Below are 22,336 nucleotides of genomic sequence, written 5' to 3' on the forward strand. Positions count from 1 at the left end.
GGACCGCGCGATCCGGTCCCAAGATCGCGCCGGCATTTGCACGGCGATGCTAACCCTCTCTCGCGCGCCGTCCATGCCCGCTTCCGCGAACTGTGTTCGTGGTCCGGGAAAGCTCCGGCTCGTCCTCTCCCTGCGAGGAGATGCTCGTGATGACGGGGCGCGGGAAACACCGCCGCAGCATGCCCGGCGCGAGCCCGAAGGCAGCGAGCACGGCCCGGCGGTCATTCTCCACTAGCACGTCGGCGTCCTCAGCACGCGGAACAGGGCGTCCAGCCCAGGCAGGTCCTTGAGATCCAGACAGAGGCCGCCGTCTCCAGCGCTGTCACGACGACCTTCTGCGTGCGGGCCGGCGCAGCGATGGTATACCAGAGCTCCGCCGCGTAGCCGGGTAGCGCCCCGCCGATGGTGGGAAGGTCGGGCCAGGCGCGTGCGCGCGACGGGGTCGTGGCGGTAGACACCCCTAATCGATCGGCAACTCACTCGACCGCTTCACCTGTCCCAGGGCGAAACTGGATTCGATGGAGGCGACGCCTTCCAGGCGCGTCAGCTTGTTCTTCAGGAAGCGCTCGTAAGCCTCGATGTCGCGCACCACGATCCGCAGCAGGTAATCCCGCTGCCCCGTCATGAGGTAGCAGTCCATCACCTCGGGCCAGCGGGCCACCGTCGCCTCGAAGCGGTCCAGCGCCTCCTCGCGCTGGCGTTCGAGCTTGACCGAGGCGAAGACGCTTACCGGCAGGCCGACCCGAGCCTGATCGATCACAGCCGCATAGCCGCGGATGATCCCCGCCGCTTCCAAAGCTCGCATGCGGCGCAGGCAGGGTGAGGGAGACAGGCCGCATCGGTCTGCCAGCTCCTGGATGGTGAGCCGCCCCTCCACCTGAAGGGCGGCGATGATCCGCCGGTCCGTCGCATCGATCAGCCGTTCGGCCATTTTCCGACTCTCCAGGGCGGCTTCATAGCAGATCCTGCCATAAACAGCCGGTGCAGAGGCAACATTGGGCAGAAACACCCAGAGGTTCGGGCCTATTCTGGCGATCATGAAAGCGGGGGAAAGCATGGCGATGGACCGGATACGCGCCCTGTCGGAGCTGGAGCGAAAGGTGCTCTGGCTGGCCACCTGGACGATTCACAACGCCAACCACCTCCGGCCGCACTCGGACGGGCTGAAGGTCGGCGGCCACCAGGCCTCCTCCGCCTCGATGGCGACGATCATGACAGCGCTCTACCTCGCCGTGCTCCGACCGGAGGACCGGGTGGCGGTGAAGCCGCACGCCTCGCCCGTGTTTCACGCTATCCAGTACCTGCTGGGCCGGCAGACCCGCGAGAAGCTGGAGAACTTCCGCGCCCTTGGCGGCGCGCAATCCTATCCCTCCCGTACGAAGGACACGGACGACGTGGACTTCTCCACCGGTTCCGTCGGGCTCGGTGTGGCGCAGACGCTCTTCTCCTCCCTGACCCAGGACTACGTCCGCGCCAAGGGCTGGGGCACGGGGGTGGAAGGGCGCATGATCGCCCTGCTCGGCGATGCGGAGATGGACGAGGGCAACATCTTCGAGGCCCTGGCCGAGGGCTGGAAGCACGGGCTCCGGAACACCTGGTGGGTGGTCGACTACAACCGCCAGAGCCTGGACGCCGTGGTGAGGGAGGGGCTCTGGTCCCGCCTGGAGGCCACCTTCCGCAATTTCGGCTGGGACGTCGTCGTGCTCCGCCACGGCACGCTCCAGCGCGCGGCCTTCGCCGAACCCGGCGGCGAGCGCCTTCGCGCGTGGATCGAAGCCTGCCCCAACCAGCTCTACTCCGCCCTGACCTTCCAGGGCGGCACCGCCTGGCGCAAGCGCCTGATGGACGACCTCGGAGACCAGGGTGACGTCTCCGCCCTGCTCTCGCGCCACACCGACGGCGAGCTCGCAACGCTGATGGGCAATCTCGGCGGGCACGACCTGCCCACCCTGGTCGAGGCCTTCGAGGCCGCGCGGCGCCATGACCGGCCGACCTGCTTCATCGCCTACACCATCAAGGGCGCCGGGCTGCCGCTGGCCGGCCACAAGGACAACCATGCGGGGCTCCTCACCCCCGCGCAGATGGAGGGCTTCCGCACCGGGATGGGGGTCCGCCCTGGTCATGAATGGGACCCCTTCGAGGGGGCGAGCCTGCCGGAGGCGGCGTTGCACGACTTCCTGGCCTCGGTGCCCTTCGCACAGCCCGCCTCTCGCACTCACCGGCCGCCCGCCATTCCGGTCCCTCCGGCGCTGGCTCTTCCGGCGCAGCCCATCATGTCGACGCAGCAGGGCTTCGGCCTGCTGATGCATGAGATCTCCAAGGGAGAAACGGAGCTGGCTCGGCGCATCGTCACCACCTCGCCAGACGTCACCGTCTCGACGAATCTGGGGGCCTGGGTGAACCGGCGCGGGCTCTACGCGCGCGAGGAAATGGCCGACCTGTTCCGACGGGAGCGCATTCCCTCGACGTTCAACTGGCAGGCGTCACCGGGTGGGCAGCACCTGGAGCTGGGCATCGCGGAGATGAACCTCTTCCTGATGCTCTCCGCGCTCGGCCTGTCTCATGCGGTGCATGGCGCGCGTCTGCTGCCAGTGGGAACGCTCTACGACCCCTTCATCGAGCGCGGGCTCGATGCGCTGAACTACGCCTGCTATCAGGATGCGCGCTTCATCGTCGTCGCGACGCCTTCGGGCGTGACGCTCGCGCCAGAGGGCGGCGCGCACCAATCCATCAAGACGCCCCTGATCGGGATGTCGCAGGACGGGCTGGCGAGCTTCGAGCCCGCCTTCGTAGACGAGCTGGCAGTGATGCTGCGCTTCGCCCTCGAGCACCTGCAGCGCCACGGCACGCCCGAGCCGGACGACCTCCTGCGCGACGGGGCGGGTGGTGCTGCCTACCTCCGGCTCTCCACCCGCAGCCTCGAGCAGCCGCAGCGCCGCATGGACGCGTCCCTGGAGGCCGACATTCTGTCCGGTGGCTACTGGCTGCGCCGCCCGGGGCCGAATGCCGAGGTGGTCGTCGCCTACACCGGCGCCCTCGCGCCCGAGGCCGTGGCGGCGACCGGTCTGCTGGCCGAGGACCGGCGTGACGTCGGCCTGCTCGCCATCACCTCCGCCGACCGCCTGCATGGCGGCTGGCTCGCGGCACAGCGGACGCGCGACGCGGGGGATCTTGCAGTCCGCAGCCACATCGAGCGCCTTTTGGCGCCGCTGCCCAGGCATTGCGGGCTGGTGACGGTACTAGATGGCCATCCGGCCACGCTGGCCTGGCTTGGTGCGGTCGAGGGGCACCGCACCCGTGCGCTGGGCGTGGAACGCTTCGGCCAGACGGGTACCATCACCGATCTCTACCGACTGAACGGCATGGATGCGGAGAGCATCGCCGCCGCGGCGCAGTCCATCGCCCCAGGCCGCCCGTTGCGTCACCTTCGACAGGTGTCCTGAGGCGCAGGGGTTCAGACGGTCGATGATTGGTGTCGGTCGTCACCAACTCTCAGGGCTTCAGGGTGTGGATGCGGCTCGGCCACCTGGTGCAGCGCGGGATGCGGTGCGGGGCGATCGAGGCCGGCCGGATCGCGGCCGCCTACCGCCTGCCGCCCGAGGACCTGCTGGTCTGCAAGCCCTTTGATGCGGCGCTGGACTTCAAGATTATCATCCGCCGCCCGGTGTCCTCGGGCGACCTGATGGACACGGACGTCTATGGCTGTCAGCAACACGTGCTGCTGACGGGCATCGTGGTCCCGGCCGGCTAAGCAAGAGAGGACGACACGGACATGGCCGATATCATCCGACTGGACCAGAACACCCGGCGCTCCCGGGCGGTCATCCATGGCGACACCGTCTACCTGGCCGGGCAGACGGCGGATGACCGGGCTGCAGACCTCACCGGCCAGACCCGGCAGGTGCTGGCGAAGATCGACGAGATGCTGGCTGCGGCTGGCACCGACAAGTCGAAAGTCCTAAACATCACGATCTGGCTGGCCGACATGGCGGATTTCGCCGCGATGAACGCGGTCTACGACGCCTGGGTGGTGCAGGGCAGCACGCCGGCCCGCTGCTGCGGTCAGGTGGCACTGGCCGCGCCGGACATCCGGGTTGAGATCATGGCTATCGCGGCACGCTGATCTCGGGCGGTGCGCCCTGGCCTTCGCAGCCGGGCGCACCGCGATAAGGCCGACGGGGTTCACCTCCGCGACAGCCCCCCCGATCCGGTCCATGCATTGGGGCACCGTGTGAACAGGGAGCCGGAGGCCAAACCGGTCGGCCTCACGAATCCAGGGCTGCCTCAAGGCGTTGGACCAATTCTTCCCGCCCTGCTGGGCTCCTACTGTCCCGAAGCGGACAACAACGCGGATCACGGGCCGATAGAGTTCGTTCGCCGTCGTCAGCGATACGAGGGACGGGACGACCAGCCGTGCATGCTCGGACTGCACAGCGTTCGCGTGCAGCCGCTCCGGGTCGACGACGAATGCCGGGGCGAGTTCGCTGTTGATGACGTGACAGCAGGCGAGATCAAGCCCGACGGGCGCGCGGGTCGTCCCACACCATCGACCAGCATGGGACCATTCTCGGTCATGATCACCTTGCCGGGATAGATGTCGCCATGGCCCCGCCCGTCCCCGGCGGAAACCACTCGATCAGGGCGAGGATGCCTGCGGCGATGCGCTCCGGAAGGATCCCGTGTGAGAGCCACAAATGGCCTCCCCCTCCTCTCGCGCAGGCGGGACACCTCCGACGGCGGGGTCAGATTGTCAACGGACGCACCGATGGTGGCGAGAGCTGATCCGACCGCATCGAGCGACATGGCGCCGCTCCACGAGAAGTCCAGCAGGGCCCGCCTGTCGAGGCGCTCTAGCACAATGCCGAAGCGCCCCCAGGTTGACCCCACCGAGGATCTCTGGCGCCGGGGCACGGACGGCCCGGGTCACTTACGCTTCCCACGATCTGTGCCGGAACGGGAACCCGACCTTGACGAGCCTGACGACCTGACCGGGGGCCCAGGCGTGGACGTCCGATCAGACGCCTTCGCCAATCGTCTCTCCGAGAAATTCGAGCATCGCCTGTCCTCCGCCCAGAGAAGGCTAGTCCCGCCCCGAAGCGAACGAGTGAACTCGCCCGCTCACAGGCTCCAGGCAGTCTTCAGCGCAGCCTCCGCTCACCCATCTTGAACCATGCCCTGGCGATCTTTCTGCGTTCGACCTCGTAGGTGCAGATGACGTCCACCTCGCCCGGGCCCTCCGGGAAGGTCCGCTGGACCGTCTCGTGGTCCACGACGACGTTGCCGACGACGATCCTTGTCAGAAGCTTTCCAAACAAGGCTGGCTCCTTGAATCGTTCGATGTGACGCTCGCGGATGGCTGCCGCTCCATCGGCCAGCAAAGTGGAGGGGAAGGCATAATACTGGCAGTCATCCGCCCACCATTGCATGAAGGCGTCGATGTCGCGGGCATTGTACGCCTCCAGCTGCATTCGCACAGGATGGGCGACGTCGTCGGGTTCGGTGCTGCTCATCAGGGGCCTCGAAAAACAAAACCCCGCGACGGCTGTCGCGGGGTGTTCACGTCCGCAGATGGGATGTGCCTGAAGCGGCTTATCCGCCCGGCCACACGAGCCATGCGCGCGCGACAACGCCGCCGCGGGTCTCACAGCATCGGCGTCGTTCGTACAGAGCTCGGTAATCCATCACGCAAAGCCATGATGTCTCGGCCAGAGGTGCCGTCAAGTCCGCTCCAAGACATCCTACGGGCCGGAGTCACACGCCGGGAGCTTGGTCCCGCGGGATCGCTCCCACGCCCATGCTTCTGCAGGCTTGACACCATGGCCGAGGAAGGTTGATATCAACATAAAGGCAGCAGAGTCGGGATTATGCGGGTGGACTGCCTCACCTCGCATGTCCCTCCGCGGCATCAACGACGGCGAGAGACAACCATGAAAATCGTGACCAGTTTAAGCTTCCAGGGCCAGTGCCGAGAAGCGTTCGAGTTCTACGCCGAGGTTTTGGGTGGAAGGATCACCGCGGCCATCCCCTATGGCGATGCACCGCCGGGTATGCCGATCACCGACGAGAAGTACAGGACCTGGCTGATGCACTGCTGGCTCGAGGTCGGCGACCAGGCGCTGATGGGCGCCGACATGGACACCGCGTGGGCCCCTAACATCAACAAGCCGAAGAACGGCTTCGATGTCGCCCTTCACACTGAGGACAAGGCGCAGGGTCAGCGCTGGTTCGAGCAGCTGTCCGAGGGCGGCAGGTCGGTCATGCCGTTCGGCGAAACCTTCTGGTCACCCGGTTTCGGCTCCCTGATCGACCGGTTCGGCGTGCCGTGGATGGTGAACACCATCCCCTCGGCCGGATGGAGGCCGCCACAGGGCTGATCCCGAGTCCGAAATGGCGGACGGAGAAATGCATCCTGATGTCGGGCGTGCGGAGGTTGCTGCGTCCTCCGGGTGTCAATGGCATGCTCCTGCCTGAACGGCGGTGGGCGTGTCGCAGGGCATATCCCGGAGAGGACCATGAACCATCCCTATCGCTGGGTGATCGTCGCGGCGGGCGGCCTTCTGGGCTGCGTCGCGGGCGGCGCGATGTTCTCGCTGCCGGTCTTTCTGCGGCCGATGTCACAGGACATGGGTTGGTCCGTCACCGGTATCTCGATGGCCATGACGATCGGCTTTCTCGCCATGGCAGCGGCGAGCATGGTCTGTGGCGGTCTCTCCGACCGGTACGGGGCTCGCCCGGTGGTGCTCACGGGGTCGGCCGTGCTCGCGTTGGCCCTGGCGCTCGCCAGCAGGGCCGGATCGCTGGTCGAGTTCCAGCTCCTGTTCGGCCTTCTGATCGGCGCGGCGGCTGCAGCCATCTTTGCCCCGATGATGGCGTGCGTGACCGGCTGGTTCGACACGCAGCGCGGCCTGGCAGTCTCCCTCGTTTCCGCCGGCATGGGGATGGCCCCGATGACGATGGCGCCGCTCGCAGCCTGGCTGGTTTCCCTCCATCACTGGCGCGCGGCCATGCTCATCATCGCCGGCATCGTGGCCGCCCTGATGATCCCCGCGGCGCTGCTCGTGCGCCGGCCGCCGGCGCTCTTCGACGAGAGGACAGGAGTCGCAGCGGCCGAGCCGCAGCCGGGCATGACCGTCCGGTGGGCGGTGCGCTCGCCCCAGTTCATCACCCTGATGCTGGCGAACTTCTTCTGCTGCGCCACTCATTCCGGCCCGATATTCCATACTGTGAGCTACGCGGTGACCTGCGGCATACCGCTGATCGCGGCCGTGTCGATCTATAGCGTCGAGGGACTGGCGGGCCTGTTCGGACGCATCGGATTCGGCCTCGCAGGCGATCGCTTCGGTGCGCAGCCCGTTCTTGCTCTCGGATTGCTGGCTCAGGCCTTTGGCGTGCTCGCCTATGCCTTTGTCAGTGATCTCGGCGGCTTCTACGCCGTCGCAGTGATCGTCGGCTTCATCTACGCCGGCACGATGCCGCTCTACGCTGTCATCATCCGTGAGAACTTCCCCTTGCGAATGATGGGCACGATCATCGGCGGCACGGCCATGGCCGGCAGCCTGGGCATGTCGACCGGCCCCCTGCTGGGCGGCCTGATCTACGACCAGTTCGACAGCTACGCGCCGATGTATGTCAGCTCGTGGGGCACGGGACTGGCGGCCATGCTCATCCTATCCGCATTCCGACCGTTTCCTAAGAAGCAGAGGGAGGTGGCTGTAGCGTAGAGCAGGGTGCCACGGTCCGATCTTACTGCTGATGCGCCGCAATCTTGGGCCAAACGGCTTCGAGAGATCGTCCGGAAAGCGTTGCCGACGCGGCGACGCGTAGGAGAGACTAAGCAGGCGCCGTACTTAGCCTGTCACAAAGTTGGAGAGCCATAGGCACCTCCCGAAAGCCGGCGACCGTGATCGTCGCCGGGATTGCGGGCCTGCGCGGTCTCGGTACTTTCGTCGAGCTCGGCCCTGGCCGTGACTGGCTGTCTTTCCGCTGTAGAAGCCATCTGTGGAGCTTCGTCGGCCAATGAAGCGGGTGCCCCGCGATCCCGTTACCCCCATTACTCTGTGGCATCATCACGCGTGTCCTTCTAAGGGCGGCCGACATGTACCCCCGCAGCTCCGGAACCGTGGCGCTGCACCTCGAGATGCGGCGGACTCCGACCTCCGGCTGTCACGGTAGGTGGCGACCCTGGGGCGGCCTCTTCCAGCCTGTCTCGGTGCAGCGCACCACGACCAACCAACATGAGTGTCACGGGCGTGGTGATCACAACGAAAAAGCCGATGAGCAGCTCGTGCACGACCAGCCGGCTCTGCAGGACGGAGAAAAAGAGCATCGAGGCCAGCAGCACGAATCCCATGCCGTAAGATGTACCGATGGTGGGCGCATGCAGCCGATCATAGAAGCTTCTCAGGCTGAGCAGGCCGATGGCGCCGGTCAGGGCCAACCCTGCCCCGAGCAAGAGGAACAGCGCAACCGGGACGGCGACCCAAAGAGGCAAATCGGCGGCGTGGCTCATTCAATGACCTCCCCGCGCATCAGGAACTTCGCCAAGGCGGCCGTGCTGACGAAGCCCAACAACGCGATGACCAGAGCGATCTCGAAGTAGACGTCGGTGCCGGAGCGGATACCGAAGGTGAGCAGCAGCAGCATGCCGTTGACGTAGAGCGTGTCCAGCCCGACCACCCGGTCCTGCGCTCGCGGTCCGCGGGCCACGCGCCACGCGCAGCAGATGAAGGCCATTCCCAGCATGATCTGCGCCGCCCAGAGGGACCAGTGCAGCACGAGCTCGCTCATTCGAAAATCTCCATCAGCGGTCGCTCATAGCGCTCCTTGACAATGCGGACCCAGCTGGCCTCATCGACCAGATCGAGCACATGCAGCAGCAGCCAGCCCTTCTCCGCGTTGTACTCGATCCAGGCCGTTCCGGGCGTCGCCGTCAGGATCACGGCCAGAACCGCCAGCGCCTGCGGGTCCCGCAAAGTCAGGGGGATCCAGATGAAGCCGGAACGCCGGTCCTTGCGCCGGAGCAGGATCACCTGCGCGACGCCGATGTTGGAGCGCATGACGTCCACCGCCACATGCCCGGCGAGGCGCAGGATGACGCCCAGGCGACCGACGCGCGCCTGCCTGGGGCGCAGCAGCGAGAGAGTCCACCCGCCCGCCAGCGCCACCACGATCCCGACCAGCGCCGGACCCGGCCGCACGGTCTGCTCCATCAGCAGCCACATGACGAACAGCCCCGCCGACACCAGCGGGTGGGGCAGAAACGCCCTCATGGTGGGGCTCCCAGCACGCCGCGCATGTAATCCTGCGGCGCGTGCAGGGAGGCCGCGGTGGCCTGCATGTAGCGCGTCACTGGCCCGGCGGCGGCCGTCATGAGGATGCAGAGCCCAATCAGCAGTAGCACCGGAGCGATTTCCACCACTCCGACGACCGGCGCGCTCCGGGGGAACATCCAGAGGCTGCGGATCCCGGCGCGCGTCATTGCCAGCACCGTGGCGAAGCCCGAGAGCACCAGCGCCACCAGCAATGCCCAGCCGCCGACCGGGAGATCCGCCGGCCCACGGCCCAGCCCATCCGGGTTCAGGATTCCGCTGAGCATGGCAAATTTGCCGATGAAGCCCGAGAGCGGCGGCAATCCGGCCAGCACCAGGGCGCAGCACAGGAAGGCGACCCCGAGGACCGCCATGGTGGCGGGAATGGCAGTACCGACCTCGTTCGCCTCCGCGTCATCATCGTGATCGTCATCGCCAAAGGCTTCCAGCGTGACGGCCAGCACGTCAGCGCCGATCTCGCGACCGCGTTCCAGCAGTTCGATGAGCAGGAAGAGGGCGCCAATCGCGAGCGCGGAACTCGCGAGGTAGATGAGCGCCCCGCCGGTCACCGCGACCTGCCCCGCGCCGACCGCCGCCAGGAGCGTCCCGGACGAGATGACCACGCAGGCCCCCGCGAGGCGCACCAGATCCTGGGTCGCGAGCACGGAGACGGCGCCGAAGCCGATCGTCATGATGCCCCCGACCAGCAGCCAGGTGCTGCCGAGACCGGCGGAGGCCCCGGCCGCCTCGCCGAACAGCAGCAGCGACAAGCGCAGCACGGCATAGACGCCGACCTTGCTCATCAGCGAGAAGATGGCGGCGGCCGGCGGACTGGCGGCCGCGTAGGTTGGACCCAGCCAGAACCCCAGCGGCCACATCGCCGCCTTGGCCAGGAAGGCCATGCCGAGGATCGCGGCTCCAGCCTCGAGCAGGGGACGATTCTCCGGCGGCATCTCCGGGATGCGGGTGGCAAGGTCCGCCATGTTCAGCGTCCCCGCCACGCCATAGATCATTGACACGCCGATGAGGAACAGCAGCGATGCCGCGAGGTTGATGGAGATGTAGTGGAGCCCCGCCTTCACGCGGGCGACGCCGGAGCCGTGCAGCGCCAGGCCGTAGGAGGCGGCCAGCAGCACCTCGAAGAACACGAAGAGATTGAACAGGTCGCCGGTGAGGAAGGCGCCGTTCAAGCCCATGAGCTGGAACTGGAACAGCGCGTGGAACTGCGGCCCCATCCGCTGCCAGCGCGTGAGGGAGAAGAGGAGCGCGGAGAGTCCCAGCACGGCTGTCAGCACGAGCATCAGCGCTGTCAACCGATCCACCACCAGCACGATGCCGAAGGCGACGGGCCAGCTGCCCAGGCGATAGAGGCTGATCGTGCCTCCGGCCGCCTGCCATGCGAGCACCGCAGCGATGACCACCAGCACGAGCGCCGAGGCGACGCCCAGCGCGGCCCGCAACTGGCCGCGCTGATCCTCCAAGGCGATCATGATCGCGCCCGCCAACAGCGGAACGGCAATGGGCAAGATCGGAAGGTGCTGCATCCAGCCGTTCAACGTCCCGGCCCCCTTCCGTCCACATGGTCACCGCCGGTCAGCCCGCGGGCCGCCAGCATGACCACGAGGAAGAGGGCGGTGGTGGCGAAGCCGATCACGATGGCGGTCAGCACCAGGGCCTGCGGCAGGGGATCGGCGAAGACGGCCGGATCGCCCGGCGTGCCCGGTTCCAGGACGGGCGGCCGCCCGACGGGGAAGCGGCCCATGCTGAAGATGAACAGGTTCACCGCATAGGACAGCAGCGACAGGCCGATGATGAGCTGGAAAGTGCGTGGCCGCATCAGCAGCCACACTCCGGACCCACCGAGCACCCCGATTGAGACCGCGAGGATGAGTTCCATCAATCGTCTCCTGCGATCGCCGGGTTGGGGCGCGCGCGCTCCGGCAGGACAGGGCGGGCCGGCCTGGGGCTGCGCACGGACTGGTGCGCAATGGAGAGCAGCATCAGGACCGTTGCGCCGAACACGAGCGCGAAGACGCCGAGATCGAACAACACCGCACTCGCCATGGGCAGCTTGCCGAGCCAGTGCAGGTCCGCATAGGCGAAGTAGGAGGTCAGAAAGGGACGCCCCGCGATCATCGCGGCAGCCCCGGTGCCAGCTGCCAGCAACAGCCCGGCGCCCATCCAGCGCAGGGGGCGCACACGCAGGTGGTCATCCACCCAGCGCACGCCGCCGGTCATATATTGCAGCAGGATGGCGATTGACAGCATCAGCCCCGCCGCGAAGCCACCGCCCGGTAGGTCGTGCCCGCGCAGCAGGAGGAAGATCGCCACGGCGCAGATGATGGGGAACATCAGCTTCATAATGGCGCCCGGGACCAGCAGCCAGTTCCCGTCCCCGCCCTGCTGCTGTTCCGGCACGCCGATGCTCTCCGGCGCGGGACGGAAACGGCGGAGCAGCGCGAAGACCGTGAGCGCCACGATCCCGAGCACGGTGATCTCGCCCAGCGTGTCGAAGCCGCGGAAATCCACCAGGATGACGTTGACCACGTTGGTTCCGCCGCCCTCCGAATAGGAGCGCTCGAGAAAGTGGCGGGCGATCCCCTCGGGCGAAGGCCGGGTCATGGTGGCGTAGGAGACGGCGGTCAGTCCGGCTCCCGCCGCCAAGGCGATGACGAAGTCCCGTGCGCGGCGCAGGCGGGGCACGAGGGCCTGGGCTGCCTCGGGGAGGACGAGCCGCTTGGGCAGCCAGCGCAGGCCCAGCAGCATGAGTACCGTGGTCACCACCTCCACCAGCAGCTGGGTCATCGCGAGGTCAGGGGCGGAGAACCAGACGAAGGTGAGGCAGGTCGCGAGCCCCGCACCACCCAGCAGCACCAGCGCGGCAAGCCGGTGGTACTTGGCCTGGTAGGCGGCCGCGACGGCGCAGCCGCCGCCGGCCAGCCAGATCAGCGCGACGACGGGGTCCGCGCGCGTGAGCGCGACCTCGCCCAGGCGCAGACCATAGGGCTGCAGGGCCAGGATTGCGGCCAGGAACGTCACGCAGACCAGCAGCCGCAGCTGCATTTGCAGCCGGCTCGTCCCCAGCAGGCGTTCCAGGGTGCGCGCGAAGCGCCAGGACAGGAAGACCATCGCGCGGTCGAAGATCCGGCGTCCGTCCAGGCCGCGGATCAGCGGCGTGCCCTCCACCCCCGCGGAGAGGTGGCGCTGCAACACGCGGTAGAGCAGGACGCCCAAAGCCAGGGCGAAGAGGCTCATCACCAGGGGCAGGTTGAAGCCGTGCCAGACGGCCAGGCTGTACTCCGGCGTATCGCCGCGCAGCACGGAGCGAACGGCCACGTCCAGGAACGGCCCGATCGTCGCGGCCGGCAGGATGCCGACCACCATGCAGAGAAAGACCAGGACCTCCACCGGCAGACGCATCCACTGCGGCGGCTCGTGTGGGGTGCGGGGCAGGTCATCGGTGTCCGGGCCGAAGAAGGCGCCGTGGATGAAGCGCAGGGAGTAGGCGACCGCGAGGATGCTGGCCACCAGCGCCGCGAAGGGGAGCATCGCGTGCAAGATCGTGGGGGCGGAGGACGCGGTCAGCGCCTCGGTGAAGAACATCTCCTTCGAGATGAAGCCGTTCAGAAGGGGGACGCCCGCCATGGCGGCGGCGGCCACCAGCGCCAGCCGCGCCGTGAAGGGCATGGACCGGTTGAGGCCGGAGAGGCGGCGGATGTCGCGCGTCCCCGTTTCATGGTCGATGATGCCCGCGGCCATGAACAGCGAGGCCTTGAAGGTCGCGTGGTTCATCGTGTGAAAGATCGCGGCCACCAGGGCCAGGGAGCTGTTCAGGCTCAGCAGCAGCGTGATCAGGCCCAAGTGGCTGATGGTGGAATAGGCCAGCAACCCCTTCAGGTCATGCTGGAAAATCGCGATGTAGGCGCCCAGCAGCAGGGTCAGCATTCCGCAGCTTCCCAGGATCCAGAACCATTCCTCCGTGCCGGCCAGGACGGGCCAGAACCGCACCATCAGGAAGATGCCCGCCTTCACCAGCGTGGCCGAGTGCAGGTAGGCCGAGACGGGCGTGGGCGCCGCCATGGCCTGGGGCAGCCAGAAATGAAACGGAAACTGCGCGCTCTTGGTCAGGGCGCCCAGCAAGACCAGCACCAGCGCCGGCCGGTAGAGCGGATGGGTGCGGATCGTGTCGCCGGCCGCCAGCACGCGGTCGAGATCGTAGGAGCCGACGATGTGGCCCATCAGCAGGACGCCCGAGAACAGGGCCAGCCCGCCCCCCGCGGTGACCGTCAGGGCGATGCGCGCCCCGTCCCGCGCCGCGGCCGATTGCTGCCAGTACCCGACCAGCAGGAAAGAGAAGAGGCTGGTCAGCTCCCAGAAGAAGACCATCTGGATGAGGTTGCCTGAGAGTACCAAGCCTATCATCGATCCCATGAAGAACAGCAGGAACGAAAAGAAGCGCGGGATCGGGTCTTCCGGCGACATGTAGTAGCGGGCGTAGAGCACGACCAGGAAGCCGATGCCGGCGACCATGGCCGCAAAGACCGAGGCGAGCCCGTCCATGCGCAGCACGAAGGTCAGGCCGAGTTCCGGCGCCCAAGGCAGTTCCAGCCGCGGCACCTCCCCCTGGGAGACGGAGGGCCAGAGCAGCCACACCATCACCAGCGTAAGCAGGGCCGCGCCGCCGGCGAGCCAGGATTCCAGGTTGCGCCGGTTGCGCGGCAGCAGTGCCACGACCAGGGCGCCCAGATAGGGCAGGCCGATGACAGCCGAGAGGCAGAGGGCGTCGGGCATAGGGCGCCGTCCTATTCTTCGGGGCAGTGAGGGCGGGCCGAACCGTCGGGCCCGCAGCGGTGATCAGGGCTGCGCGTCGGGGTCCGGGTCGTCCGCCGCCTGGAGCTTCGCCAAGGCCTCCGCGGCCGAGCGAGCTTGGCGAAGCTGGCGCGGCAACTGGTTGTCCCGCAGAGCACGGCAGATCCCGGACAGGGCAGGCAGAAAGCTCTCCGACGAAGCTTCTGGCCACAGGACGAGGAAAACGAGATCCACTGGTTCGCCGTCCCGCGCCTCGAAGTCGATGGGGCGGTCCAGCCGCGCCAGGATCGCGAGGGGCTCATCCAGCCAGTCCAGCCGTGCGTGTGGGAGGGCAATCCCACGGCCGAGCGCTGTGGATCCCAGACTCTCCCGTGCTATCAGAGCCTGCAGGATGTCTTGCCTGCGATGTTCCACACGATGCGCGGCCTCGGCGGAGAGCATCTCGAGCAGTTCCGCCTTGTCCGCGGGCCCGAGCGTCAAGACGGCCTCGGCAGCAGGAAACAGGTCGGCAATGGGCATGCGCAACTCCATGACTTCGCAGTATCGCCCTCTGGGCCAAGCCGGGCAAAGCGTATCCGCGCGATGGACGGCTCCGGCATCAGCGTCCGGAACCGCGCACCCTTCGGTTCTCATGCCCGAGACCGCCTCATCCGGTCCAATGATCGGCCGTCGTGCTCGAGCTCGCTGCCAATGTTCCATCGTGTCCAGGTCCGCATGGAATGCCGCTGGCTGATGCCGCCGCAGTTCGAAGCTTGCGTTCGGATGAGGGGAGCATCGGGCGAAGACGCTGCCCCACGCCGGTGTCCTGATCACGCGCTGAAGGGCAGCGGCCGCGAGGGACTGAGTGCCTTCAGCCCTGCCTGGAAGGTCGTTGCGGCCGATGCCGGACGGCACGGCTGCGCCGCGCCGTCCGGTCCGTGGAACCGAAGCGTGCCCACCGGCCCACCCCGGAACTCTCTTTCATATCTCGAATTTCGCCTTAACTCGTCTTGCCTCAATCAAAATCACTTCAGCAGCCCCGCGCCTGGAACGAGAGTCTGCGCGCGGTCAGCCCCTTGGTCGGCGGCTCTGGAAGTGCTGGACCGGCCATTATCGCCATCGCATGTGGCCACATGCCATGCCCGCCTCAAGCACTTGGGCAAGTGCCTCTCGCCCCCGAGCCAGGTCGCCGAGGTCGAGACCCGCCGCGCCCTTCGGAACACATCCAACGCCCTTGGTATGTCCGACTACATCCCTCGCATCTCATAAAAATCTGGAAGTAAGGAGCGCGCCCTCAACCTGACCGACCCGACAGCGCCACGGCAGCCTCATGTCCTTCTGGTCCTTCGATCCGCGCACTCACCGGCGTGCCGGCATCCTTCCCTCGGATACATCCCACCAAAGACCAGCCATCAGCACCAGCCCTTCTCGAAGGAGCGGTGCCAGGGCGTGCTCGTCCGGTCCGTGCTGATGGCAGCCCGCGTAGGAGTTGGGGATCCACATCACCGGCACGCTCAGCTCCTCCTGGAAGATGTCGGAGGGGTTGGAACCCGATGAGTTCGGGATGACGTTCGGCGCCCGCCCCACCGTACGTTCCATGGATGCGATGACCGCCCGGACCCAGGGATGGTCGGGGTCGGTGCGGGACGCGCTGAACATGTCGCGTTCCATCACAGGCACCACCTCCACCTCCGGGAAGCCCTGCCTGTCCAGGTGACTCCGGATCGCCGGGATGATGCTGCCGCCGGGCACATCCACGGTATGGCGCACCTGCAGCCGCGCGCGGGCCTCCGCCTGCACCGCATTGGTTGGCGCGTCCGGCAGGCCGGTGACGAAGGCGAGCACGATCACGCTTGTCCAGGCGAAGATCCGCTCCGTCACGCTCATCCCCGGCTCGCCCCAGCCCGCGTCCGGCACGGGGGTGCCCGGCACGTCCTCCAGCACGAGGTCGTTGCAGGCGCGCCGCACGGAGTCCGGAACGCTTGCCGGCAGCAGAGCCTTCACCAGGATGCGCCCATCCCGCGACACGATGCTGGACAGCGCGTGGGAGAGGATAAACCCTGGATCGGCCAGCACGCCGCCCCAGTGTCCGGAGTGCGCCGCGTGGTCCCGCAGCTTCACCACCAAATCGAAGGCCACGCCGCCGCGCGCGCCGAGCTTGATGTCGGGCATGAAGGTCGTCTGCCGCGGTCCGTCCAACCCGATGAAGGCATCCGCGGAGAGCAGTGCCGCATCCCGCTTCAGCAGGTCGCGCAGCCCGGGCGAGCCCACCTCCTCGCCCGTCTCGACGAAGACCTTGGCGTTGAAGCCGAGACGCCCGCGCTCCTCGATCAGCGCGCGCAGCGCCTGGATCGCGATCAGGTGCTGCCCCTTGTTGTCCACCGTGCCGCGCCCGTACCAGCGATCGCCCTCCACGGTGACCGCCCACGGATCGAGCCCCGCGCGCCACCGCTCGGGCATTCCGCGCACCACGTCGCCATGACCGTAGACGAGGACCGTCGGCAACGCGGGATCTTCCACGCGGCTGGCCAGCAGCGCCGGACCGCGCCCGTCCCGCGGGTTGTCCAGCACGGACAGGTCGAAGCCCATGCCGTCGAACTCCTCGGCCAGCGCTTCCTTGCAATACCGGCGCAGTGCCTCCTCTCGCCCGGGCATCTGGCTCTCGGTCGGTACGGCGACGAGGCGTCGCAGCGAGGCAAGGTAGCGGCCTTCATCAAAGTATGCCGCCGCGCGGGCAATCGTGCCCTCGCGGCTACCGCTTCCGTTCCTCGCCGACATTCCTCTTCCCCTTTCTCCGTTCCCGATCCGATGGTTGCATTGCATGGAAGGTTGTGAAAGCGTTGCCGCAGCGGGAACGCCGTTCTTTACGCAGGAGAGACAGAATGGGCCCCATCTCGCGCGCGCTTGCCTCGGCCGCGATTCTGTTCGGACTCGCCGCGCCGGACGCAGGTGCCGGCCCTGCCGATAACACGCTGCGCTGGGCCTCGGACAGCGAGCCCGCGAACATCATTCCCTACCAGAACACGGTGCGGGAGGGTGTGGTGATGGGCTACCTGATCTGGGATGCCCCCACCTACCGCGATCCTGCGACGGGCGAGTACCGCCCCCATCTGGCAGAATCCGTGCGCGCGATCGACGACACCACGATCGAGCTCCGCATCCGCGAGGGCATCGTTGCCCATAACGGCGAGGTGGTGGACGCGCAGGACGTCGCCGACACCGTCAACATCATGCTCGATCCCGCCAATCGGATCGTCAACTTCCAGCGTATCACCTGGCTGTCCGGCGCGGAGGTCGTGGATTCCCGCACCGTCCGCCTGAAGATGCGGGAGCCCTACGGCCCCTGGCAGGAGTACCTGACGAACGTCGTCATCATGCCGAGCGATTATCTGAAGCGCGTCGGCCTGGAAGGCATGGCGCGGGAGCCCGTCGGCACCGGCCCCTACCGCGTGACGGAGTTGGCGCCCGGTCGCCAGACCACCTTGCAGCGCTTCGACCGCTACTTCGGCGGCGCCAAGGGCCAGCCCGCGATTGATCGCCTCATCTTCCGCCGCATCCCCGAGGCGAACACCCGGATGGCGGAACTGCTGACCGGCGGACTCGACTGGATCTGGCGCGTGCAGCCGGACCAGGCGCGCAACCTCCGCAGCCGCCGCAACCTCACCATCACCAGCGGGGAGACGGTGCGGATCGTCTACATGAGCATGGACGCCGGCGGCCGCACGGGGCGGGAGAACAACCCGATGACGGACCTCCGCGTTCGCCGCGCCATCTCCCATGCCATCGACCGCCCCGGGATCGTCCGCAACCTCGTGGGAGAGGGATCGAGCGTCCTCCACACGCCTTGCCATCCCGAGCAGTTCGGCTGCACGCAGGAGGGCATCACCCGCTACGAGTACGACCCGGCCCGCGCCCGTGCCCTGCTGGCCGAGGCCGGTTATCCGAACGGCTTCGACGTCTCGATCCAGGCCTATCGCGACCGCCCCTGGGTGGAGGCCGTGATCGGCCAGCTCCGCGCCGTCGGCATCCGCGCGCGGCTCGATTGGGTGCAGGCCGATACCTTCTCCTCCGACGTGCGGGACGGGAAGGTGCGACTGAACCTCGGCGCCTGGGGCTCCACCTCGCTCTACGATGTCGCGGCCATCACATCCTACTTCTTCTCGGACACGCCGAACGACATGGCGCGCGATCCGGAGGTCGCGGCGCTCCTGCGGCGCGGGGACCGCTCGCTCGATGCCGACACGCGGCGGGAGGCCTACACCGCGGCCATTCGGCGCGTCACGGACCAAGCCTACTGGCTCCCGCTCTGGACCTTCCCGCTGACCTACGCCTTCAATGCCCAGCTCGAGTTCCAGCCCTCGGCCGACGAGGTGCCGCGCTTCTTCCTCGCGCGCTGGAGGCGCTGACCCGCCGATGCTGCGCTTCGCCGCGAAGCGGCTGCTCCTCGCGCTCGCGGTCGCCTTCTCCGTCTCCCTCATCGCCTTTCTCCTCCTCCGCGTCTCCGGGGACCTCGCCGGGACGCTGGCGGGGGAGGAGGCCTCGCCAGAGGAGATCGAGCGGATTCGGGCGTTGTACGGGCTGAACCGTCCGCTGCTGGTCCAGTACGGGGAGTGGCTGCTGCGCTCGCTGTCGGGCGATCTCGGCCGCTCCCTCTTCTATCCGGAGAGCGTGGCGAACCTCATCCTGGACCGCTTGCCTAACACCGCCATCCTGGCGTGCCTTGGCCTCGCCATCGCCCTACTGCTCTCCATCCCGCTCGGCATGGTGGCGGCGTTGCGGCGCAACACCTGGATCGACCGATCAGCCCTCGGGCTGGCCGTGCTCGGGCAGGCCATGCCCTCCTTCTTCTTCGCGCTGCTGCTGATCTTCTTCTTCGGTCTCACCCTCGGCTGGCTGCCGGTCTCGGGCACGGAGACCCTCGCCAACTTCATCCTTCCTGCGGTGGCGCTGGGCTGGTTTTCCACCCCGGTCCTCATGCGCCTGACCCGGGCCGGCATGGTGGAGGTGCTGGCCGCCGACTACATCCGCACCGCCCACGCCAAGGGCCTTCCGACCCACGTCGTGCTGATCAAGCACGCTCTCCGCAACGCCGTCGCGCCCGTCGCGGCGCTTGCCTCCGTGCAGTTCGGCAACATGCTGTCCGGCTCGGTGGTGATCGAGACGGTCTTCGCCCTTCAGGGCATCGGCTACCTCGCCTGGGAAGCGATCTCGCGGAAGGACTTCCCTGTGGTGCAGGGTATCCTGCTCGTCGTGGCCCTCTTTTACGTGGTGCTCACCATGGTGTCGGACCTGCTGAATGCCTGGCTCGACCCGCGCGTGCGGGAGGGCTGAGATGGACCCGCTCCACGCTGCCGCCGCCGTGCCCGAGGTGCCGTCCGTCGAGGGGACGGCCGCCCCACGCCGCCGCTCGCGCCTCCTCGCCAATCCTGGCCTCGTCGTCTCCGCCGCCTTCCTCCTCGCGATCGTCCTGATGGCCGTCCTCGCGCCCTTAATCGCACCGCACGACCCCTACGCCCAGGCGCTCGACGCCCGCATGATCCCGCCCGCCTTCGTGGACGCGGAGCGCGCGGACCCCGCGCACCTACTCGGCACCGACAATCTCGGCCGCGACTATCTGTCACGCCTGATCTATGGAGCGCGCATCTCGCTCCTCATCGGCTTCTTCACGATGCTCGTCTCCGGCGCAATCGGTACGGCGCTCGGTGTCGCCGCGGGCTATTTTGGCGGGAAGACAGACATGGTGGTGTCCTTCCTCGTCACCACGCGCCTCTCGCTGCCCGTGGTGATGGTGGCGCTCGCCGTCGTCGCCGTGCTCGGCGGCTCCCTGGAAGTGGTGGTTTTCGTCCTCGGCCTGCTGCTCTGGGATCGATTCGCCGTGGTGATGCGCAGCGCTACCATGCAGGTGCGCAACCGGGAATATGTCACCGCCGCCCGCGCCATCGGCTGCTCGGTCCCCCGCATCCTGATGAGTGAGGTGCTGCCGAACGTCGTCTCCGGCCTCGTTGTCATCGCCAGCTACGAGATGGCCCAGGCCATTCTGCTGGAAGCCGCCCTCTCCTTCCTCGGCCTCGGCGTGCAGCCGCCGCTGCCCTCCTGGGGGCTGATGGTGAGCGAGGCGAAAGAGCTGATGCTGTTCGAGCCCTGGATGATCATGCTGCCGGGCCTGGCGATCTGTCTCCTCGTTCTGGCGATCAACCTGCTCGGCGACGGCATCCGCGACGCCACCGCGCCGGAGGGGCGGGCGTGAGCGGAGAGGGAGAGATCCTGCTCGACGCGCGCGACCTGCGTGTCGACATCCCGACCTCCGGGGGTATGCTCCACGCGGTTCGCGGCGTCACCCTCGCCGCTCACCGTGGCGAGACGCTCTGCATCGTGGGCGAATCCGGCTGCGGCAAGTCGCTTACCTCGCTGGCGCTGATGGGGCTTCTGCCGGCCGGTGCCCGGCGCAGCGCCGCCCGGCTGACGCTCGCCGGGGAGGACTTGCTGACGGCCCCGCCCCGCCGCCTGCGCGCGCTGCGCGGCGACCGGGTCGCGATGATCTTCCAGGACCCAATGACTTGCCTCAACCCGTCGCTCACGATCGGGGACCAGCTCACCGAGACCTATCTCCGTCACGGCCACGGCGATCGCCGGGCCGCGCGGGACCGTGCCGTCGCGCTGCTAGAGCGCGTCGGCATCGCGGGCGCCGCCGGGCGCCTGGGCCAATACCCGCACCAGCTCTCGGGTGGCCTTCGCCAGCGCGTGGTGATCGCCATGGCCCTCATGTGCGGCCCGGACCTCGTCCTCGCGGACGAGCCGACCACGGCGCTCGACGCCACCATCCAGCTCGGCATCCTCCAGCTCCTCGCGGAGCTTCAGCGCGAAATGCGAATGGCCCTCATCCTTGTCACCCATGACCTCGGCGTCGTCGCGCGCATCGCCGACCGGGTCGCGGTGATGTACGCCGGCGAGGTGGTGGAGGAAGGGCCGTCGGCCGCCGTCTTCGGCGCGCCGCGCCATCCCTACACGCGCGGGTTGATGGACTGCATCCCGCGCGCGGCCCGCATGGCACCGGGCGAGCGTCTCGGCACCATCCCGGGCCTCGTCCCCTCGCTCGTCGGAGATATTCGCGGCTGTGCCTTCCGCACCCGCTGTCCCTACGCCATGCCCGCCTGCACCGAACCGGTGGCCATGCGCGACGACGCCGCTGGCCACGCCTGGCGCTGCGTCCTGCCTGCGGACGCGCTGAGGCGCGCGGCGTGAGTCCGCCCATCCTCGAGATTCGCGGTGTCCACAAGCGCTACACCGTCGGCGGCGGGCTGCTGGCGCGGCGCCGGATACTGACCGCGGTCGCTGGCGTCTCGCTCCACGTCGACCGCGGCGAGGTGGTCGGCCTCGTCGGCGAGTCCGGCTGCGGCAAGAGCACCCTCGCCCGCATGATCCTCGGGCTGGAGAGTCCGAGCGAGGGCGAGGTGCTGCTGGACGGTCGCCCGATCGCCTCCCTCGGCCGGCTGGAGCGGGCGCGGCTGGTGCAGCCGGTCTTCCAGGATCCCTACTCCTCGCTCAACCCGCGCCGCAGCGTCGCCTCCATCGTCGGACTACCGCTGACCGTTCACGGCATCGGGACGGCGGCGGAGCGGCGCGATTCGGTGGCGGAGATGCTCGCCCTCGTCGGCCTCGCGCCGCGGCACGCGGAGGCCTTTCCCTCCCAGCTCTCGGGCGGGCAGCGGCAGCGCGTTGCCATCGCCCGCGCCCTCGTGCTGCGCCCCTCGCTGGTGGTGTGCGACGAGCCGACCTCGGCGCTCGACGTCTCGGTGCAGTCTCAGATCCTCAACCTGCTCTTCGACCTGCGCGACCGGCTCGGCCTCGCCTACCTCTTCATCAGCCACAACCTCGCGGTGGTGCAGATGCTCGCCGATCGGGTGACGGCGATGTATCTCGGCCGGGTGGTGGAGGAGGGGCGGGCGGACCGCGTGCTCGGCGACCCGCGCCACCCCTATACGGCGGCGCTGCTGGCCTCGGTGCTGACGCCAGATCCCTCCCTCGGCCTGCCGGCGATGCGGCTCGGCACGGCCTTTCCGAATCCGCTGAACGTTCCGCCGGGCTGCGCCTTCCACCCGCGCTGCCCCGCGGTTTTCGACCGTTGTCCGCGCGAGGCGCCCGCCCTCCTCCCCTGCCCGGGCGGTGGCCACGCCGCCTGCCACCTCATCGAGCAGCCGGAGGGCGGTCCGCCGCCCGCCGGCCTCGTCGCGGCCGCCTGA

General features: G+C 68.1%; 21 protein-coding genes. 10 read left to right on the forward strand and 11 right to left on the reverse strand.

Going from position 1 to position 22,336, the window contains the following annotated elements; genetic code table 11:
* Positions 1-49: 49 nt before the first annotated feature.
* Both ACP6CK_RS11315 and ACP6CK_RS11320 read right to left on the reverse strand, forming a co-directional pair.
* On the reverse strand, positions 50-238 hold the full coding sequence (locus tag ACP6CK_RS11315) for a hypothetical protein (RefSeq protein ID WP_426959006.1): 189 nt from the start codon (positions 236-238) through the stop codon (positions 50-52).
* A gap of 222 nt (positions 239-460) precedes the next feature.
* Positions 461-931, reverse strand: a complete 471-nt coding sequence (locus ACP6CK_RS11320; RefSeq protein ID WP_426959007.1) for an Lrp/AsnC family transcriptional regulator — start codon at positions 929-931, stop codon at positions 461-463.
* A gap of 130 nt (positions 932-1,061) precedes the next feature.
* On the opposite strand from ACP6CK_RS11320, the gene ACP6CK_RS11325 reads away from it, so the two are divergent.
* Genes ACP6CK_RS11325 through ACP6CK_RS11335 form a run of 3 tightly spaced genes read left to right on the forward strand, consistent with a single transcriptional unit; the run spans position 1,062 to position 4,123 of the window.
* Positions 1,062-3,443: a transketolase gene (locus ACP6CK_RS11325; RefSeq protein WP_426959009.1), complete on the forward strand. Its 2,382-nt coding sequence runs from the start codon at positions 1,062-1,064 to the stop codon at positions 3,441-3,443.
* Between the two features lie 29 nt (positions 3,444-3,472).
* Positions 3,473-3,751: a DUF4387 family protein gene (locus tag ACP6CK_RS11330; protein WP_426959011.1), complete on the forward strand. Its 279-nt coding sequence runs from the start codon at positions 3,473-3,475 to the stop codon at positions 3,749-3,751.
* A 21-nt stretch (positions 3,752-3,772) separates the two neighbouring features.
* On the forward strand, positions 3,773-4,123 hold the full coding sequence (locus tag ACP6CK_RS11335; RefSeq protein ID WP_426959013.1) for a RidA family protein: 351 nt from the start codon (positions 3,773-3,775) through the stop codon (positions 4,121-4,123).
* A gap of 1,015 nt (positions 4,124-5,138) precedes the next feature.
* Here the strand turns inward: ACP6CK_RS11335 and ACP6CK_RS11340 are convergent.
* A complete protein-coding gene (locus ACP6CK_RS11340; protein ID WP_426959015.1) occupies positions 5,139-5,510 on the reverse strand; it encodes a nuclear transport factor 2 family protein in 372 nt (123 codons plus the stop codon).
* A gap of 417 nt (positions 5,511-5,927) precedes the next feature.
* Here ACP6CK_RS11340 and ACP6CK_RS11345 point away from each other — a divergent pair, with 417 nt between their 5' ends.
* A complete protein-coding gene (locus ACP6CK_RS11345; protein WP_426959017.1) occupies positions 5,928-6,374 on the forward strand; it encodes a VOC family protein in 447 nt (148 codons plus the stop codon).
* A 138-nt stretch (positions 6,375-6,512) separates the two neighbouring features.
* A complete protein-coding gene (locus ACP6CK_RS11350; protein ID WP_426959019.1) occupies positions 6,513-7,721 on the forward strand; it encodes an MFS transporter in 1,209 nt (402 codons plus the stop codon).
* 359 nt (positions 7,722-8,080) lie between these two features.
* On the opposite strand, the gene mnhG is transcribed toward ACP6CK_RS11350, so the two are convergent.
* The 8 genes from mnhG to ACP6CK_RS11390 all read right to left on the reverse strand — a co-directional run bounded on the left by mnhG (position 8,081) and on the right by ACP6CK_RS11390 (position 16,874).
* On the reverse strand, positions 8,081-8,509 hold the full coding sequence (mnhG, locus tag ACP6CK_RS11355) for a monovalent cation/H(+) antiporter subunit G (RefSeq protein ID WP_426959021.1): 429 nt from the start codon (positions 8,507-8,509) through the stop codon (positions 8,081-8,083).
* The gene (locus tag ACP6CK_RS11360; protein ID WP_426959023.1) at positions 8,506-8,787 is read right to left on the reverse strand and encodes a K+/H+ antiporter subunit F; all 282 of its coding nucleotides are present in this window, start codon (positions 8,785-8,787) and stop codon (positions 8,506-8,508) included. Before ACP6CK_RS11360 ends, mnhG begins: the two co-directional genes overlap by 4 nt.
* Complete coding sequence (locus ACP6CK_RS11365) at positions 8,784-9,269, reverse strand: Na+/H+ antiporter subunit E (RefSeq protein ID WP_426959025.1); 486 nt, start codon at positions 9,267-9,269, stop codon at positions 8,784-8,786. The genes ACP6CK_RS11360 and ACP6CK_RS11365 overlap by 4 nt, the downstream gene beginning before the upstream one ends.
* Positions 9,266-10,852, reverse strand: a complete 1,587-nt coding sequence (locus ACP6CK_RS11370; protein ID WP_426959027.1) for a monovalent cation/H+ antiporter subunit D — start codon at positions 10,850-10,852, stop codon at positions 9,266-9,268. Before ACP6CK_RS11370 ends, ACP6CK_RS11365 begins: the two co-directional genes overlap by 4 nt.
* Positions 10,853-10,860: 8 nt before the next feature.
* Positions 10,861-11,205 (reverse strand): Na+/H+ antiporter subunit C, encoded by a 345-nt coding sequence (locus tag ACP6CK_RS11375; RefSeq protein WP_426959029.1) that lies wholly within the window; start codon positions 11,203-11,205, stop codon positions 10,861-10,863.
* Positions 11,205-14,099, reverse strand: coding sequence for a monovalent cation/H+ antiporter subunit A (locus ACP6CK_RS11380; protein ID WP_426959030.1), 2,895 nt, complete (start codon positions 14,097-14,099; stop codon positions 11,205-11,207). Before ACP6CK_RS11380 ends, ACP6CK_RS11375 begins: the two co-directional genes overlap by 1 nt.
* A gap of 63 nt (positions 14,100-14,162) precedes the next feature.
* Entirely contained in the window at positions 14,163-14,636 is a 474-nt protein-coding gene (locus ACP6CK_RS11385; protein WP_426959032.1) for a PTS sugar transporter subunit IIA, read from the reverse strand.
* Positions 14,637-15,455: 819 nt separating this feature from the next.
* Positions 15,456-16,874, reverse strand: coding sequence for a M20/M25/M40 family metallo-hydrolase (locus ACP6CK_RS11390; RefSeq protein WP_426959033.1), 1,419 nt, complete (start codon positions 16,872-16,874; stop codon positions 15,456-15,458).
* Positions 16,875-16,978: 104 nt separating this feature from the next.
* On the opposite strand from ACP6CK_RS11390, the gene ACP6CK_RS11395 reads away from it, so the two are divergent.
* Genes ACP6CK_RS11395 through ACP6CK_RS11415 form a run of 5 tightly spaced genes read left to right on the forward strand, consistent with a single transcriptional unit; the run spans position 16,979 to position 22,336 of the window.
* Positions 16,979-18,502 (forward strand): ABC transporter substrate-binding protein, encoded by a 1,524-nt coding sequence (locus ACP6CK_RS11395; protein ID WP_426959035.1) that lies wholly within the window; start codon positions 16,979-16,981, stop codon positions 18,500-18,502.
* Between the two features lie 7 nt (positions 18,503-18,509).
* Positions 18,510-19,427 carry an ABC transporter permease gene (locus ACP6CK_RS11400; protein WP_426959037.1) on the forward strand — a complete coding sequence of 306 codons (918 nt, stop codon included), beginning with the start codon at positions 18,510-18,512 and terminating at the stop codon, positions 19,425-19,427.
* A 1-nt stretch (position 19,428) separates the two neighbouring features.
* On the forward strand, positions 19,429-20,343 hold the full coding sequence (locus ACP6CK_RS11405) for an ABC transporter permease (protein ID WP_426959039.1): 915 nt from the start codon (positions 19,429-19,431) through the stop codon (positions 20,341-20,343).
* Positions 20,340-21,338, forward strand: a complete 999-nt coding sequence (locus ACP6CK_RS11410; RefSeq protein WP_426959041.1) for an ABC transporter ATP-binding protein — start codon at positions 20,340-20,342, stop codon at positions 21,336-21,338. Before ACP6CK_RS11405 ends, ACP6CK_RS11410 begins: the two co-directional genes overlap by 4 nt.
* Positions 21,335-22,336, forward strand: a complete 1,002-nt coding sequence (locus ACP6CK_RS11415) for an ABC transporter ATP-binding protein (protein WP_426959043.1) — start codon at positions 21,335-21,337, stop codon at positions 22,334-22,336. Before ACP6CK_RS11410 ends, ACP6CK_RS11415 begins: the two co-directional genes overlap by 4 nt.

The sequence above is a fragment of the Muricoccus radiodurans genome (genome assembly GCF_050154705.1).
In the GTDB taxonomy this organism is placed as follows: domain Bacteria; phylum Pseudomonadota; class Alphaproteobacteria; order Acetobacterales; family Acetobacteraceae; genus Roseomonas; species Roseomonas radiodurans.

Excerpts from the sequence above, each read along its gene's own strand:
- ACP6CK_RS11390 (WP_426959033.1), bottom strand. The coding sequence starts at position 16,874 with ATGTCGGCGAGGAACGGAAGCGGTAGCCGCGAGGGCACGATTGCCCGC.
- ACP6CK_RS11365 (WP_426959025.1), bottom strand. The coding sequence starts at position 9,269 with ATGAGGGCGTTTCTGCCCCACCCGCTGGTGTCGGCGGGGCTGTTCGTC.
- ACP6CK_RS11395 (WP_426959035.1), top strand. The coding sequence starts at position 16,979 with ATGGGCCCCATCTCGCGCGCGCTTGCCTCGGCCGCGATTCTGTTCGGA.
- ACP6CK_RS11400 (WP_426959037.1), top strand. The coding sequence starts at position 18,510 with ATGCTGCGCTTCGCCGCGAAGCGGCTGCTCCTCGCGCTCGCGGTCGCC.
- ACP6CK_RS11375 (WP_426959029.1), bottom strand. The coding sequence starts at position 11,205 with ATGGAACTCATCCTCGCGGTCTCAATCGGGGTGCTCGGTGGGTCCGGA.
- ACP6CK_RS11385 (WP_426959032.1), bottom strand. The coding sequence starts at position 14,636 with ATGCCCATTGCCGACCTGTTTCCTGCTGCCGAGGCCGTCTTGACGCTC.
- ACP6CK_RS11320 (WP_426959007.1), bottom strand. The coding sequence starts at position 931 with ATGGCCGAACGGCTGATCGATGCGACGGACCGGCGGATCATCGCCGCC.
- ACP6CK_RS11360 (WP_426959023.1), bottom strand. The coding sequence starts at position 8,787 with ATGAGCGAGCTCGTGCTGCACTGGTCCCTCTGGGCGGCGCAGATCATG.
- ACP6CK_RS11345 (WP_426959017.1), top strand. The coding sequence starts at position 5,928 with ATGAAAATCGTGACCAGTTTAAGCTTCCAGGGCCAGTGCCGAGAAGCG.
- ACP6CK_RS11335 (WP_426959013.1), top strand. The coding sequence starts at position 3,773 with ATGGCCGATATCATCCGACTGGACCAGAACACCCGGCGCTCCCGGGCG.
- ACP6CK_RS11350 (WP_426959019.1), top strand. The coding sequence starts at position 6,513 with ATGAACCATCCCTATCGCTGGGTGATCGTCGCGGCGGGCGGCCTTCTG.
- ACP6CK_RS11380 (WP_426959030.1), bottom strand. The coding sequence starts at position 14,099 with ATGCCCGACGCCCTCTGCCTCTCGGCTGTCATCGGCCTGCCCTATCTG.
- ACP6CK_RS11325 (WP_426959009.1), top strand. The coding sequence starts at position 1,062 with ATGGACCGGATACGCGCCCTGTCGGAGCTGGAGCGAAAGGTGCTCTGG.
- ACP6CK_RS11340 (WP_426959015.1), bottom strand. The coding sequence starts at position 5,510 with ATGAGCAGCACCGAACCCGACGACGTCGCCCATCCTGTGCGAATGCAG.
- ACP6CK_RS11405 (WP_426959039.1), top strand. The coding sequence starts at position 19,429 with ATGGACCCGCTCCACGCTGCCGCCGCCGTGCCCGAGGTGCCGTCCGTC.
- mnhG (WP_426959021.1), bottom strand. The coding sequence starts at position 8,509 with ATGAGCCACGCCGCCGATTTGCCTCTTTGGGTCGCCGTCCCGGTTGCG.
- ACP6CK_RS11370 (WP_426959027.1), bottom strand. The coding sequence starts at position 10,852 with ATGCAGCACCTTCCGATCTTGCCCATTGCCGTTCCGCTGTTGGCGGGC.